15 protein-coding genes are annotated in these 13,538 nt (G+C 37.9%); 7 read left to right on the top strand and 8 right to left on the bottom strand.

Features of this window, described 5'->3' with window-relative positions; all coding sequences use genetic code 11:
• Positions 1-101 precede the first annotated feature (101 nt).
• The gene (locus AAGC65_RS07020; RefSeq protein WP_343111716.1) at positions 102-704 is read left to right on the top strand and encodes a hypothetical protein; all 603 of its coding nucleotides are present in this window, start codon (positions 102-104) and stop codon (positions 702-704) included.
• 7 nt (positions 705-711) lie between these two features.
• Here the strand turns inward: AAGC65_RS07020 and AAGC65_RS07015 are convergent, their stop codons facing one another.
• Entirely contained in the window at positions 712-1,215 is a 504-nt protein-coding gene (locus tag AAGC65_RS07015) for a cupin domain-containing protein (protein ID WP_343111715.1), read from the bottom strand.
• A 95-nt stretch (positions 1,216-1,310) separates the two neighbouring features.
• On the opposite strand from AAGC65_RS07015, the gene AAGC65_RS07010 reads away from it, so the two are divergent.
• The 3 genes from AAGC65_RS07010 (at position 1,311) to AAGC65_RS07000 (ending at position 3,539) form a co-directional block, all read left to right on the top strand.
• On the top strand, positions 1,311-2,153 hold the full coding sequence (locus AAGC65_RS07010) for a hypothetical protein (protein ID WP_343111714.1): 843 nt from the start codon (positions 1,311-1,313) through the stop codon (positions 2,151-2,153).
• A gap of 84 nt (positions 2,154-2,237) precedes the next feature.
• On the top strand, positions 2,238-2,963 hold the full coding sequence (locus tag AAGC65_RS07005) for an alpha/beta hydrolase (protein WP_343111713.1): 726 nt from the start codon (positions 2,238-2,240) through the stop codon (positions 2,961-2,963).
• A 189-nt stretch (positions 2,964-3,152) separates the two neighbouring features.
• On the top strand, positions 3,153-3,539 hold the full coding sequence (locus tag AAGC65_RS07000) for a VOC family protein (RefSeq protein ID WP_343111712.1): 387 nt from the start codon (positions 3,153-3,155) through the stop codon (positions 3,537-3,539).
• A 95-nt stretch (positions 3,540-3,634) separates the two neighbouring features.
• Here the strand turns inward: AAGC65_RS07000 and AAGC65_RS06995 are convergent, their stop codons facing one another.
• From AAGC65_RS06995 to AAGC65_RS06985, 3 genes are read right to left on the bottom strand one after another with little or no spacing between them, the layout of a single operon-like run.
• A complete protein-coding gene (locus tag AAGC65_RS06995; protein ID WP_343111711.1) occupies positions 3,635-4,282 on the bottom strand; it encodes an HD domain-containing protein in 648 nt (215 codons plus the stop codon).
• A 31-nt stretch (positions 4,283-4,313) separates the two neighbouring features.
• Positions 4,314-4,763 carry a carboxymuconolactone decarboxylase family protein gene (locus AAGC65_RS06990; RefSeq protein ID WP_343111710.1) on the bottom strand — a complete coding sequence of 150 codons (450 nt, stop codon included), beginning with the start codon at positions 4,761-4,763 and terminating at the stop codon, positions 4,314-4,316.
• Between the two features lie 60 nt (positions 4,764-4,823).
• The gene (locus AAGC65_RS06985; RefSeq protein WP_343111709.1) at positions 4,824-5,408 is read right to left on the bottom strand and encodes a Crp/Fnr family transcriptional regulator; all 585 of its coding nucleotides are present in this window, start codon (positions 5,406-5,408) and stop codon (positions 4,824-4,826) included.
• Positions 5,409-5,867: 459 nt separating this feature from the next.
• Here AAGC65_RS06985 and AAGC65_RS06980 point away from each other — a divergent pair, with 459 nt between their 5' ends.
• Positions 5,868-6,974 (top strand): TIGR03118 family protein, encoded by a 1,107-nt coding sequence (locus AAGC65_RS06980; protein ID WP_343111708.1) that lies wholly within the window; start codon positions 5,868-5,870, stop codon positions 6,972-6,974.
• A 129-nt stretch (positions 6,975-7,103) separates the two neighbouring features.
• On the opposite strand, the gene AAGC65_RS06975 is transcribed toward AAGC65_RS06980, so the two are convergent.
• The 3 genes from AAGC65_RS06975 to AAGC65_RS06965 all read right to left on the bottom strand — a co-directional run bounded on the left by AAGC65_RS06975 (position 7,104) and on the right by AAGC65_RS06965 (position 10,560).
• Positions 7,104-8,150: a hypothetical protein gene (locus AAGC65_RS06975; protein WP_343111707.1), complete on the bottom strand. Its 1,047-nt coding sequence runs from the start codon at positions 8,148-8,150 to the stop codon at positions 7,104-7,106.
• 156 nt (positions 8,151-8,306) lie between these two features.
• The gene (locus AAGC65_RS06970) at positions 8,307-9,032 is read right to left on the bottom strand and encodes a DUF1080 domain-containing protein (RefSeq protein ID WP_343111706.1); all 726 of its coding nucleotides are present in this window, start codon (positions 9,030-9,032) and stop codon (positions 8,307-8,309) included.
• A 409-nt stretch (positions 9,033-9,441) separates the two neighbouring features.
• Positions 9,442-10,560: an exo-alpha-sialidase gene (locus tag AAGC65_RS06965; RefSeq protein ID WP_343111705.1), complete on the bottom strand. Its 1,119-nt coding sequence runs from the start codon at positions 10,558-10,560 to the stop codon at positions 9,442-9,444.
• A 104-nt stretch (positions 10,561-10,664) separates the two neighbouring features.
• Between AAGC65_RS06965 and AAGC65_RS06960 the strand changes: the two genes are divergently transcribed.
• Positions 10,665-11,555, top strand: coding sequence for a winged helix-turn-helix domain-containing protein (locus tag AAGC65_RS06960; protein WP_343111704.1), 891 nt, complete (start codon positions 10,665-10,667; stop codon positions 11,553-11,555).
• A 312-nt stretch (positions 11,556-11,867) separates the two neighbouring features.
• Here the strand turns inward: AAGC65_RS06960 and AAGC65_RS06955 are convergent, their stop codons facing one another.
• Positions 11,868-12,665, bottom strand: a complete 798-nt coding sequence (locus AAGC65_RS06955) for a hypothetical protein (RefSeq protein ID WP_343111703.1) — start codon at positions 12,663-12,665, stop codon at positions 11,868-11,870.
• A gap of 228 nt (positions 12,666-12,893) precedes the next feature.
• On the opposite strand from AAGC65_RS06955, the gene AAGC65_RS06950 reads away from it, so the two are divergent.
• On the top strand, positions 12,894-13,367 hold the full coding sequence (locus AAGC65_RS06950) for a hypothetical protein (RefSeq protein ID WP_343111702.1): 474 nt from the start codon (positions 12,894-12,896) through the stop codon (positions 13,365-13,367).
• Positions 13,368-13,538: the final 171 nt, after the last annotated feature.

Below are 13,538 nucleotides of genomic sequence, written 5' to 3'. Positions count from 1 at the left end.
TTTTGTTGAAGATGTTAGGTTCGGAATAAATATTATTATTTTAGATATTATAAGGGACAGACTTTGTTAGTCATTTATATTATAGTTAAAAACTGAAAGTTATGGGATTTTTTAAGAAGCTATTTTCTTCAAAAAAAATAAATGAAGAAAATAGACAAGATACCAATGTGCCTGACATTTACAATGAGGAGTATTTAAATAAAAGATACCAGGAGGATGATATATTTAAAAATACAACTCTAATGGATAGTTGCATGGGAATGTTTAGAGAGTTTTATAGAGATAATAAAATACAACCCAAGGTTCAGGAACCTATAAATCATCCGCTTAATTTAGACCAGATTGTTAATGAGGGCTTAGGTTTTCACACATATTGCAAAGCATTTAATCTTAAAGATAGCATGATTACATTATTTTTGGCTACGGGATTTAGTGAATTTTTAATAAATAAGTATGGGTTTAAAGTTTATAAAGACAGTGAACCTGAATTCCCGAAAAGGATGATGACTTTAAGATATGATAAAAATGGAAGTATGCTTTCTATCTATCCAATGGAATATGCACTTAAGGTTTTAAATAAAGAATCAGCTTTTGAGACACTGTATACCAGAATTGATACCCAACTCGATAACATGCCCCAGGTTAATGATGTTTTGGAAATATATCTTAATAGATTAAAAGAAATCGGCAATAAAAAAGCTTGACAAAACGCTACCTATCTAAATAATCTGGCGGAAGTAATTGCTGTTTGTATTTTTTTGCACGGTCCTCTATTTTTTTGATGGCTTCAGCATCCAGCGGGGCTGGTGGAGGGATAATGCCGTTTATAACAGGCTTGCCAATCTCCATAAAAAAATCTTCGAGACCGGCCGGTACTACAGTGCAGGTCATCTGCGCGCTTTTATCGGTTTTGTTTTTAAACTGATGAACAATGCCGCCTTTGGGAATGGTGACAAAAGCGCCTTTTTTAGCAATGTAAGTTCCGGCTTCAGATTTAAACTCAATTTCGCCTTCTACCACGTAAAAAGATTCCTGAAAATCCGGATGAGCATGCGGGCCAGGGCCGCCGCCCGGCGGAATCAAAAAATCCATCACGGCAAAAGCGCCACCGGTTTCAGCTCCGGTTACTAACATACGGTAAGTGTTGCCTGCCATCGAAATAATGGTGCCTTCTTCGGCTGATTTAGCTATGGGTGCGGGTTTGTGATTTTCCATATTGCATTGATCTTTCGTTCAAATCGAGATATTTGTTATAGCGTAACTTGTCAAAAAATAACATTAATTTTAGCGCTATCAAACCAGATTTTTATATGAAAAGATATATTTTAATTTTCTTTTTACTTCTTTCTTTTTCGGGTTATTCGCAAAATACCATTAATAATTATAAGTATGTGGTGGTGCCCGAAAAATACGGTTTTCAAAAACAAATCGATCAGTATTCATTGAATAGTCTTACCAAATACCTTTTACAAGACAAAGGCTTTACCGTTTATTACGATAATGCTGAACTACCTGCAGAAGTGGCCAACAATAAATGCCAGGCCTTAAGTGCCGATTTGCTGGAAAAAGGCGGTATGTTTACCACGAGTTTAACCCTTTTATTGAAAGATTGCCACGGCAACATTGTTTTTAAAAGTAAAGAAGGCAAAAGCCGTGAGAAGGAATATAATGTAGCCTACAACATGGCGCTGAGAGATGCCTTTACCTCCTTAGATGCGGTTAAATATGCTTACGTTGCGCCTGCTAATGAAGCCGCGACGCCAACTCAGACAGCAGTTACTCATACAGTAACTATGGCTTCTGCTGAACCCGTAAAGCAAGCAGAAGCAGCAGATATTAAATCAACTCAGGTAAAAACTGTGGTAGACCCCGTAACAGGGGAAATAAAGAAAAGTGTAAAAATAAAGGTAGAACTTACTCCACCTGCCCCTGTGAAAGGAACATTGTATGCCCAGGCTATAGACAACGGGTATCAGTTGATAGATACTACACCCAGAATAGTTTTAACGCTCCTGAAAACCTCGGCCGAAAATTATTACATAGCCAGTAATGCTACCGACCATGGCATAGTTTTGAAAAAGAACCAGGATTGGTTTTTTGAATACTACAAAGATGGTACGCTTGTTTCTGAAAAGCTTCAGGTTAAGTTTTAAGGGATTATCAGTTACATATTTCATAGATATAATATCACCTAATCTGGGGATATTATATAATTACGAGTGTTTGTAGCTTGCACTATGAAAACATTTGTATTACTACATAGCGCATTTTTAAATGCATCTACATGGGATAGCATACAGCAAAAGCTAAGTGATAAAGGATTTAAGGTTTTGGCTGTTGAATTGCCTGGTCATGGTAGCGATAAAGCTAATTTTACCAATATTACAATGGATACTTATCGCGATGCGGTTATTAGCGTAATTGAAAAACTTGATGAAAAAGTAATTTTATTGGGTCATAGTATGAGCGGTATGGTAGCATCGGCCGTAGCTGAAGCTATTCCGGATAAAATTGAGAAGTTGGTTTATCTTGCCGCTTTTGTTCCTGCCAATGGCGAGGCGCTGATTGATCTGTCAAAACATAATACTACTATTGTTAATGAAAGTATGATAGCATCTAACGATGGCTTAACCATGGATATTAAGCAAACAGCAGTGTTAGATATATTTTTTAATGGAGACGAGCGTTTTCAGCAATTTATTGACGACAATTATCAGGCGGAACCGACAATCCCTTTAACAAATGCGGTATCTCTTTCTGCCGAAAATTTTGGCAGGGTTCCCAAAGCGTATATCCATACATTAAATGATCAATCAATTGCCTATAATCTTCAGCAACAAATGGCTGAGGTGGCCGGGATTGAAGAACTTTATAGTATTCATAGCGGGCATGCGCCTAATATTTCGGCTGTTGATGAATTGTTTAATATATTACTTGAAGTGGCAGGTAATACTGTAGCCTAAGACAATAGGCTATTAACTATTGTTGAATAGTTTACAGTGTGCTAAAAGCCCGATACAAACCGTATCGGGCTTTCTTGTTAAGTGAACGAAGTTCGCAAAATGCCTTCATATAGCCGCAATAACACCCGGTACATATATTCGGTTGGTTTTAAATTTGTATAACTATTAATAACATCAAAACCTTTAGTTATGAAAACAAAAAAAATATGGGCCAATTTCGGTGTTCAGGATCTGGACCGGACTACTAAATTCTACAAACAACTCGGTTTTAAATCAAACGGAGCATCAGACCAACTGACCAGTTTCTTCTTTGGCGATGAAAACTTTATCATTCATTTCTTTTTGAAGGATATACTTGAACCCGCCACGAAAGGGCAACTAATTGATACCAAAACCGGGAACGAAATTATATTTACCCTTTCTGCTGATACTAAACAAGAGGTTAACGATTGGGCAAAAGAGATACAACAAGCCGGGGGCACTTTAGTTTCTGAGCCGGAAGAGTTTGGAGCGGGCTACTATGGTTTCGTATTTGCCGACCCTGATGGACACAAATTCAATGTGTTTTATATGTAGTACCGAGTATTTAAATTATCAAAATAATAAGCACCAAAGCCGATACATATATGTATCGGCTTTGGTGTTCAGAGCGGGAGCATACTTATCAAAACTTATTCTGACCAGGGCGAATGGCGGATCAGATCGCAATAGTCTGGTTTTACAAAGCCAGGGATCATACAAACGCAAATGTCTGAATTGATGCTGCCGTATGTGGTATGCGGTTTATGTTGAAATCCGTCCAAAAATTCGCCGATCATTTTTTGCTTCAGGTTATGACGCGGGAAGTGTTTTACAATCTCTTCACGATCGCTGGCCGATAGTTTATCATAATCACGGCCAATTACATCCAGTGCTGCTGCATAATTAAGCAGCGCTACTTCGGGTTCTTTATACTCTGCAATACCAGGCGAGGTGTGCAGCGCTATCGCGTCCCATACTAATTGCAATGATTGTTGCGGAACGCCATAACCCTTTAAAAAATCGCGGGCGGCATTAGCGCCATCAACTTCAAATCGTTTATCATCACTACGATAATGCGGTGTTAGTCCCAGGTCATGAAACATGGTGCTTACATAAAATAATTCGTCATCATATTTCAAACTATTTTGTTTGCCTCTTAACGCTGCGAAAAGATAAAGCCTCATGGTATGATTGTATAAAAGCTCACTGCCATGCTCGCGCAATAATTCTGTCGCCTGTTTGGCCATAGCGCTGTCGGGTATTTTTATACCGGCTATAATTTTACCTGCAATTGTCATGTTATTGATTTTATAGTTTAACAGATGTTTTTTAAAGGGCTACCGACTTGGTTGAAATACCAATGCGGTTTAAAAAGTTCATATGGCTGATGCAGATCATGATATCCGCTATTTCCTTTTGAGTAAAATGGGATTGAAGCTTTTGGTAAGCTTCGTCCGAAACACCATGCTTAAAAATATAGGTCATTTCTTCAGCCACTTCCAAAGTCGCGCGCTCAGCCTCGGTAAACAGGGGGCTTTCCTGCCAGGCAGATAAAGCGAATATCCGGCGTTGCGTTTCGCCATGCTTTAAAGCATCGGTAGTGTGATAATCTATACAAAAAGCGCATTTGTTTATTTGCGATACTCTGATCTTGATCAGTTCTATCAGGGTGGTAGAGATGGTAGATTCGTATAGACGTTTATCTATTCCGTCCATCATAGTCCAGTATAGTGGCTCTTCATGCCATACATCAAAGCGATGTTGAGTTATCTTGCTCATTGTTATTCATTTATGTTATACAAAAGTGAAAAACATAAATGTCAATTTTCTTAAACAGGTTTAAGAAAGCAATTTCTTCCTTAATTCGCTGAGGTATTCAGGTGTAAAGCCCAGGAAGGAAGCAAGCAGGTATTGTGGAACACGCTGGGTAAAAAAGGGAAACCGCTGCAGAAAATTCAGGTACAATTCTTCTTTTGAAAATTCATAAAGGTATCTTATCCTCATTTGAGTGGCCGCATAGCTGCGCTGAAATATAATATGGAAATAACCGTCCATCTCCGGGACTTGTTTGAGCAGCCGCTGCTGGTGATCGGCGGTGATGCATAATACTTCAGTAGTTTCTACCGCCCGGATAGAGAATTGCGCGATACCGCCTGTTGGAAAAGCCATAAAATCAGAGATCCACCAATTTTCGATGGCAAAGTCAATGGTTTGTTCGGTGCCGTTTTCTTTCAGGTAACATAATTGAACGCAGCCTTTAACAATAAAAAATTTTTCAAAACAACGGTGGCCCTCGGTTAGCAAAAGTTCTTTCTTTTTATATACCCTGTGCTCAAAAAACGGTTCAATCAGGCTGGCATTATCTATCCGGAATGAACAAATTTTTTCTACATGGGCTTGCAACTGCTGAATAGCGTTAATCATTTTAATAACCGGTGTAAATATCGGACGAAGATAAAAACAAAAAGTTCAGATACTGATAAGCAAAAATGAGTTTCCTAAATCATGAATCAGCATTAAACCCTATAGTGTTAACGTTCACGGCACGTGAACACCATGAACGTTAATGAATGATTGATAATTAGGTGTTTACGTTTTGTTTGCTATCGCGCTATTTAAAATATCTGACTTGGAATGCACTGTACTCATAGGCTTCAGACTACAGGTATGGGAAATAAAAAGGCTGTTAAAAATATAATGCCTGAATCTGTTTTGGAGCTATTAGTCCGATAAGGTTTGTTGGTCAAGTATTTCCCCCGCTTGATGTAAATTATTCACAGTACTGCTGCCAGTTAGCTTTTTTTGAATCGTAAGCCGCATGGTTTAAAATCGTTCAGCGAACCGTTTGGCAATTAGATTGAAAATTAAATTATACAAGCAAATATGAAAAAACAAATAATTACGAGGTCGGCATTCGTGGCAACAGCAATTACCCTGACCATTTTTTCCTGTAAAAAGGGAGGGACAGCATCAATGCCGACTACCCAGTACAACGTTACCCAAACAAATTTGATAGCTGATGCAGAGGGATATAATGCCGCTAAAATTGATCCTGATCTGGTTAATGCCTGGGGACTGGCAGCCAATCAAATTGGAATAGTATGGGTGTCATCCAACCGGAAGGCATTAAGCACCATATATGACACCACGGGGCAAACCCTTAGGCCACCGGTCAAGATCCCGTCAGCTAATGGCAATCAACCGGGCGATCCTACGGGTATGGTTTTTAACAGTACTGCTGATTTTGGTAGTAATAAATTCATTTTCGCAAATGAAAACGGGAGCATTGCAGCCTGGATAAGTAACGATAATGCGGCTATAGTTGCGAGCGGCGGCCAGGGAGCAGTTTATAAAGGCCTTGCTCTGGCTACCAACGCCGGAGCTAATTTTCTGTACGCCGCTAATTTTAAGGCCGGGAAAATTGACGTATTTGACCGGGAATTTAAGCAGGTGAACACCACAGGGTTTACTGATCCGTCTATTCCGGCTGGGTTTGGGCCTTTTAATGTTCAGAACATTGGCGGGATGTTATATGTAACTTATGCTAAACTGGCCGGCCCCGATAATGTAAACGATAGCCCGGCACCCGGCAACGGATATGTAAATGTTTTTAAGCCAGACGGTACATTGGTTAAGCGCTTTGCTTCGCAGGGTTCGTTAAACTCTCCCTGGGGCATCACGCATGCGCCCGCCGGTTTCGCAGCCCCAACAGAAACTATTCTGGTTGGCAATTTTGGCGATGGCAAGATCAATATATTTGATACTAACGGAGATTATATGGGGCAGTTGCAAACCGCTGGAAAGCCAATAGCTATTGAGGGTTTATGGGCGCTCGACTTTGTAAAACCGGATCCGGGAGCAAGCAGCAGTTTATATTTTACGGCTGGCCCTGCCGGCGAAAAGCACGGCCTGTTCGGGTTTCTTAAAACCTCAGTTATTACTAACGGCAACAACGGTAATAATACCAATAATGGGTCTTCCGGATATTAATGGGACACCGTGTTTGCTAAGGCTCTGACTTTTGTTACACTATGTTTATGGTCATCAGATCACCGAAATAATATGAATGCAAAAGGCCTGATACAGATATGAATCAGGCCTTTTGTACTTGCTTCATATTTATTTTTCATCAATTGGTTTGGGCATATCATGGTATGGGTAATCATAACCGTTTTCTTGCTCAAATTCCTCTTTTACTTTATTGCCGTAAATAACCTGACGAACTTCATAATCTTTGGTGTCCATTGTTCCAACAAACATTCTTTGATGTTCGGGTACCGCCTCATAAGCTTCTCTGAGCATGTTCCTTAATTTCAGAGTAGGATTTGCTTTGTATTCATCCAAGATTCTTGCGCATTTGGCAATGCTGTTCTCCCCGCCATTCAACTCACTCAGCTTTCCGGCTAACTCGTTGATTTTATGTTTGATATTTACACCATTTCCTGAATTTATTTTGAAGGAGCCTAAGTTTAAAATGTGAACTGTTTCTGCAATTTTTAAGCCCGTGGTTATTATGCCACGATCAACATAATCATTTAAATCGTCAAATTTCAAGGTTTTCTTTACAGGTAAATTGGTTATTTCAATGTACCCATTTTTATATATGGATAATTCAACCAAATAAGTTTTACTGTCGTCATATCTAAAAAAGAAATGAAATTTTTCTCCGTTAACTTTTCGCGGTAAAAAAGAGTTCGGGGATTCGTAGTAATACGGTTTCGGATCCGGAATACCATGTTTGGCAATATTTACTTTGCCAACTAATTTTGAATTACTTCCATTATAGTTATGCAGGTTTTCGAGGGTTGGGTTCAACTGCTTTACAAGGCTGTGTATAAGGTTGTATAATGTTTCTTTTGAATGTTCCCAGTTGCCCTGTTCAATAAACCAATGCCCTAAATTATGAATGGAGATAGCGGCTCCGTCTGGAATTGAAGTAACTATCCGGCCTTTGTTTATTTTTTCTTTAAGCATTACCAAATCAACCATTTCCCAACAGGAAATTAAGCCGTCGCTATATATTTGTAAGCTTGTAAAATAATATTGGGCATTATGGATAATACCAGGGAGACAAAATCCTTCAATAACCTCTGTTCGGGTGATCTTTGTTAAATCGGATTTACTAATGTTTTTATTAGGTTGGAATATTTTACCAAAGAGATTCATTATGCTTAATACTTGAAAATAGTGAGTAAGTTACACAATTGGTAACCTAAACTGGCGGAGCGTCTTATAAAAAACGTAAGCCAAGTGTGTGATTGGCTTACGTGTATGTATTCAAGCGTTTTGCATCAAAACGGGAATCAGATCGTCTATTGATCTCTATAGTTCTTTTATTTTAATATTTCTGAACGCGATGCCTGTAGCCCAGTCTTGAAGAACGAGATGGCCGCTGGTATGCTTGCCATATTCGGGGTAAGCGTGAAAATGCGACTTTGCTACTTTTTGTGCCCACGCTTTGGAAGTAAAATTTTCCTCGGTGGTGAGTACACCATTCAAATAAAACTGAACCTTACCGTCTTTTTGTTTTATTTCAGAATGGTTCCAGGTATTTTCAGGTTTGGTTTTAGCCGGACTTTTTTGCGAAGACATTCCAAATAAACAGCCTGAGCGGTATTGCGGTTTGGCATAGTCAGGGTTGGCATTATCAAGCAATTGATATTCCGGGCCCGATGCCCAGCCTGTAGGCACATCTTTCCGTTCTAAAACGTTAATAAAAACACCGCTGTTTCCACCTTTGGGTAGTTTCCAGTCAAATTTCAGGTCATAGTTCTTATACTCCTTATCGGTGACCAGATCGCCCGGGCCTGTTTTATCCGTTGCATCGCAAAATAACTCCCCATCCTTAGCCTTCCATACAGTGAAAGCATCCTGGCTGTTATATAAATGCCAGCCGCTGGTAGATGTTCCATCAAATAATAGCTTCCAGCCCTGTTTTTTTTCCTGTGCGGAGAGCTTATTGTTGGGGTCTGCACTAAAGGAGTAACAAGTAAAAATGGCTGCCGATATAGCCAGGATAGATAAACAATTGGTGAGGTTCTTTTTCATAATTCTCAGGTTGATTTGGTGGCATCAATTTGCAAATAATTTTATCAAGATTTGGTAATATTTAACTGTAAGAAATTACGCCAGTGATGATTAGCTGTCGTAGCCTCTGATTTCGGGTATACCATGCCCTGCTATCCGAAGTCTCTGCCTTCGGGTATACTATGCCCATAGTCTTCTGACTAAAGAAATAATATAAAAACAAAAGTGCTGATACAGATATGTATCAGCGCTTTTGTATACAGATTTCCAAATAATTTATTGAGAATTTAGAAGTTTTAGTGCGTTAATTGCTTAAAACGGTAATTTTGAATAACCCGGCGGGAAGACTATCCAAACGTTGATTGAATATAAAACTGATACCACTGACATCACCTTTTAATGAATAGTATTTTAGGGAGTTTTAGTATTTTCAACATCCTTTGTTTGGTATGACATAAATAACGTTGCCAGAAACTGATAAATTAAAGCCATAATTTTCTATAGCAGGGAGCAACAGTTTTTTCCATGTTTTGCCCATGTCAGATGATCGGAATATACCGTCTGAGCGGCCGCATATCAAATATTTACCCATTTGTTTAATTGATAAAATATCAGATGAAGATTTAAGTAAGCCTATTTTTTTCATTAATAAATTACTCCAGGAAGGTTGAAGTTCTTCACCTATAGCATTCCATGTTTTTCCATTATCCAGTGAAAGGTATATGCTGTTTGTTTGGCTTATTGTGTTGTTTACTATAGCTGCAAATCCTCCATCTATACGTTCCACAGCAATACCAGCCCCTCCTTCACTAATCACCTGATCCCAGTTTTGGCCATCATCGGTCGATCTTAATATTCCATCTTTGCTGGTAGTCAGGAGTACACCGTTTAGCTCTGCCAATTTCATTCTACCGTCTCCAACATGCACTTGTTTCCAGGTTTTTCCACTGTTAGTAGATCTAAAAAGCATGTTGTTGGAGCCAATGAAAACGGTGCCTCCGGCAGTTTCAAAAACGCTGCGTACTTCTCTTTCTTTATAATTCTTGTACATCCAATCTATCGTTTTGTCTATGCGTACGGCTTGTTCTTGAAAATTAGTGTAGATGGGCGACCAATCGCCCGTTCCGTTTATTTTTTGTAAAAATTGCCCCCTGAAATCATATGCAAATATGCCATTGTTGCCGGGGGCAATGTTACGTTGTTTGCCAGGGAAAATTTCTTTTGTCCAAAAAGGAGTTGTGGAATTTGGATCACTGTGATAAATTCCATTTCCGGCACGTAAATATAGCCCACGGTCATTTGCAAATAAACCATCTCTCCACACACCTTCTCTCTGTAATTTTTCAGGCAGCCCTTTGCTAATGTCCTGCCATGTTTGTCCGCCATCAGCAGATTTAAAAATGATGTTGACAATAGCCGATGATTTGCTCTCTTTTATTGGTTTCTTTTTTGCTTCCTTTTCTTTTAGCACAAAAGAATTTAGTAGAAATAATACCAGGAAAATAGCCGGAACAAACACAAATAACTTTTTCATTTTTTCGTTTTTCATAACCCTATCAATTTGATTCATCGAAATTACCTTGATATTTTTCGGTATGAAGAACCGGGATTGTAAATAAAAATGTAAACTTTGTAAATTAAAATCTTGACGTTATGCTTGATAGCCGAAGCCTCCTCTCGGGAAAACGTAAATACCTGTTAGGATTGATAGTGCTCTTGTTTAGCTGTGCAATCTGCGCAACTTTCAGTATGGCCGGGAATGACGATTTTAATATCGCAAGGAGGGAGGTTTTACTCCGGAAGGTAGGAGATGAACTGCTCACACAGTCGGGCGACAGTAAATCAAGGGTGCTCCCGGTAGAAAAGATCGCGGAAAATGAGTACCAGATCAGGTTTGAGAATGAGCTTACCTTTCTACCGGACTCCCTGGTGAATACTACTAAGCGTTTATTGGCTAAAGATCCGCTTACAAGTGACTATGTAGTCAACGTTCTAAATTGTGGCAACTCCAGTGTAGCCTATGGATACGCAATATCCAATAATAAAAAAGATGATATTGTGGCTTGCAGGGGAAGAGTGCAACCCAAAGCATGTTACATGATTAACGTTAAATTTAAACCAGCAGGCACAACTATAGCAAAGAATAAGTATCTTTTGGGCAGCCTTCCTTTTTTGGCATTTGTTGGTTTTGTTTTTTGGAGGTCTGTAAAGCCGCGTAAATCGCTACCTGATGGTCATAATACTGGCATAATCACTTTGGGCTCGATGTTGTTCGATGCGAAGAATCGGAAGCTCCTGATAAATGGACAAACGATAGAGCTGACCGGAACTGAAACCCGTATATTGCATGTTTTCGCGTCTTCCCCTAATGAAACCATAGCGCGAAGCCGGCTGCAAAAAGAGATATGGGAAGATGAAGGCGTTATTGTTGGGCGCAGCCTGGATATGTTCATATCAAAACTTAGAAAAAAGCTGGAATCGGATCCCAATATCAATATTGTTGTTATACGCGGTAAAGGATATAAGCTTGAGGTTAGTGTTTAAAAAGAATCTCCTGATAAGAAAACATTTACAAGAGATGCCTTAATAATATAGAAACAAAAAAGCCCTGATACAGACATGTATCAAGCTTTGGTACCTGAAACGATACGATTTTCTGAATGTTTTTTAGAACATATAGCGCTTTTCATGCAATTAATCGCATGAAAATAATTGGCAGCCGGAAGGTTATTTAATCATTTACTGTTTAGTTAGAATTACCATATTGATGTTTTCAAATTATGAAACCTTTGCATTAGAAAAATGTGTGTATAACCAAGCCAAATTTTACGGGGTTCGAGTCAATTAATAATATAATTATGAATGGAGCATCAAAATATTTTTGTTTTCCTCTTTTATTGATTCTATCATTTCAAGGCATGCATTTAAAAAAAAACAGGCGTTATAAACTGTCTGTATCTCCGGGGTAATCCTTTCATCAATGCCTTTATTTCGCTTCTTTTCGTATTTTACCCAAGATTTTTTTATGTAATTAAATTCATCTTCTATAAGTTTATGTAATTTAATATCATCTTCGTAAGAAAACTTAATTCCTTCAATCATTCTGATTTGGCTATCAGGGTAGTCAAAAATATCCTCCAAACCAGCTTCGTTTATTTTACACATTAAAAGGATTACATATTCTAAAAAACGAATAAAATCATAAGATTTAATATTACTTCCCTCGTCATCATTTTCATCAATCGCATTAATTTTATAACGATCTGTAAAATTTCCATATTGAAATATAAAAGCGTAACAACTGGCAGATGAACTGGTAATCTTAAACAATAGTTCAATGCCACTTTCTTTAAGCAGAGCAGCAACTCTTTGTTCTTTTTCTCTAAAACAATTAAAATTATTGCCGTATACATTATTCTCATACCACCGAACAATTTCATGTATTTCACTTGGTAAAATTTCATTGAAGTCTGTTAATATTGATTTAATGACCTGATGATAAGTTGTTTTATAGCTGCTTCCACATTCGGCTCTGCGGTGTGTTAAAAAATTAGCAAATGATTTTTCGAATTTATTAGTGGAAACTAAGTCGTTGAGCAAGTGTTCTTCTCCTTGCTTTGAATTCAGTTTATAAAAGAAAACATATCTGCTCATGATACAATTACTTAAAAGTAATAGGTTAGTTGCCAAGACCAAAGCACTAAAATAGGAAAGGCCCCGCAAATAGGAAGCTTTTGTACTCAAGCCTGATGGTACTACGAACCAATTCTTAGATTATCTGAAATGTTTAGCCACTCTGTTTGATGATTGACCGATTATGATTTTGATAATAAAGTATAAAGATGTTTAAAGTAGGTATATCTTTAATATCAGAAAACTTATATGGAATACAGAGGTACTTTTGAAGTAGAAAACTTTAAGGATTTTGGTATCGTTTATTTAAAAGGTATATTGAATACCTATGCAGCACTAAATACTCCAGACTCTACATTGGCTTATGATTATAATATCGTAAAAGTAAAAAAGGAAAATCAAGATTTAGTTAAAGCAATAAAAGACAGCTTTGATGTGTTTGTTGATCAATCATTTAAACTTGATTTAATTACAAATGAATACTTTAAAAATGCACTCAAAAACTGGCTGTTTGAAAAAAAAATTGTCTCAGATTATAGAATAAAGCGTCAAACAGACTTTATTTATGATCTAATAAAAGAGGTTTCTAATTTTCAAACTATATACGCAATCAATGAATTAGATTTAACTACTTTCAGTTATGATTTTGGCGTAGGGTATGAATATTTTCTTCTTGATAGCGTTGTGGACTCTTATATAATTTACTTTAATTATTCCGATTAATTTCCATAAATCATTTCAACAAAGCCGAAGATCGAACCCCAAAAGTTCGTTTTTTGTAAGCAAAGGGTATGTTTTTAAACCCCGAAAAAACAAAGCCCTGATACGGACATGTATCAGGGCTTTTGTACTCAGAGCGGGAATCGAACCCGCACTCCGTTTACGGGAACAGGA

It is taken from the genome of Mucilaginibacter sp., from assembly GCF_039207105.1.
In the GTDB taxonomy this organism is placed as follows: Bacteria; Bacteroidota; Bacteroidia; order Sphingobacteriales; family Sphingobacteriaceae; genus Mucilaginibacter.
The sequence above is the reverse complement of the archived record's forward strand: the minus strand, read 5'-3'. Positions and strand labels throughout refer to the sequence as shown.

What these genes read in the sequence shown, in the direction of transcription:
- AAGC65_RS07020 (WP_343111716.1), top strand. Translation starts at nt 102, where the DNA reads ATGGGATTTTTTAAGAAGCTATTTTCTTCAAAAAAAATAAATGAAGAA.
- AAGC65_RS07015 (WP_343111715.1), bottom strand. Translation starts at nt 1,215, where the DNA reads ATGGAAAATCACAAACCCGCACCCATAGCTAAATCAGCCGAAGAAGGC.
- AAGC65_RS07010 (WP_343111714.1), top strand. Translation starts at nt 1,311, where the DNA reads ATGAAAAGATATATTTTAATTTTCTTTTTACTTCTTTCTTTTTCGGGT.
- AAGC65_RS07005 (WP_343111713.1), top strand. Translation starts at nt 2,238, where the DNA reads ATGAAAACATTTGTATTACTACATAGCGCATTTTTAAATGCATCTACA.
- AAGC65_RS07000 (WP_343111712.1), top strand. Translation starts at nt 3,153, where the DNA reads ATGAAAACAAAAAAAATATGGGCCAATTTCGGTGTTCAGGATCTGGAC.
- AAGC65_RS06995 (WP_343111711.1), bottom strand. Translation starts at nt 4,282, where the DNA reads ATGACAATTGCAGGTAAAATTATAGCCGGTATAAAAATACCCGACAGC.
- AAGC65_RS06990 (WP_343111710.1), bottom strand. Translation starts at nt 4,763, where the DNA reads ATGAGCAAGATAACTCAACATCGCTTTGATGTATGGCATGAAGAGCCA.
- AAGC65_RS06985 (WP_343111709.1), bottom strand. Translation starts at nt 5,408, where the DNA reads ATGATTAACGCTATTCAGCAGTTGCAAGCCCATGTAGAAAAAATTTGT.
- AAGC65_RS06980 (WP_343111708.1), top strand. Translation starts at nt 5,868, where the DNA reads ATGAAAAAACAAATAATTACGAGGTCGGCATTCGTGGCAACAGCAATT.
- AAGC65_RS06975 (WP_343111707.1), bottom strand. Translation starts at nt 8,150, where the DNA reads ATGAATCTCTTTGGTAAAATATTCCAACCTAATAAAAACATTAGTAAA.
- AAGC65_RS06970 (WP_343111706.1), bottom strand. Translation starts at nt 9,032, where the DNA reads ATGAAAAAGAACCTCACCAATTGTTTATCTATCCTGGCTATATCGGCA.
- AAGC65_RS06965 (WP_343111705.1), bottom strand. Translation starts at nt 10,560, where the DNA reads ATGAAAAACGAAAAAATGAAAAAGTTATTTGTGTTTGTTCCGGCTATT.
- AAGC65_RS06960 (WP_343111704.1), top strand. Translation starts at nt 10,665, where the DNA reads ATGCTTGATAGCCGAAGCCTCCTCTCGGGAAAACGTAAATACCTGTTA.
- AAGC65_RS06955 (WP_343111703.1), bottom strand. Translation starts at nt 12,665, where the DNA reads ATGAGCAGATATGTTTTCTTTTATAAACTGAATTCAAAGCAAGGAGAA.
- AAGC65_RS06950 (WP_343111702.1), top strand. Translation starts at nt 12,894, where the DNA reads ATGGAATACAGAGGTACTTTTGAAGTAGAAAACTTTAAGGATTTTGGT.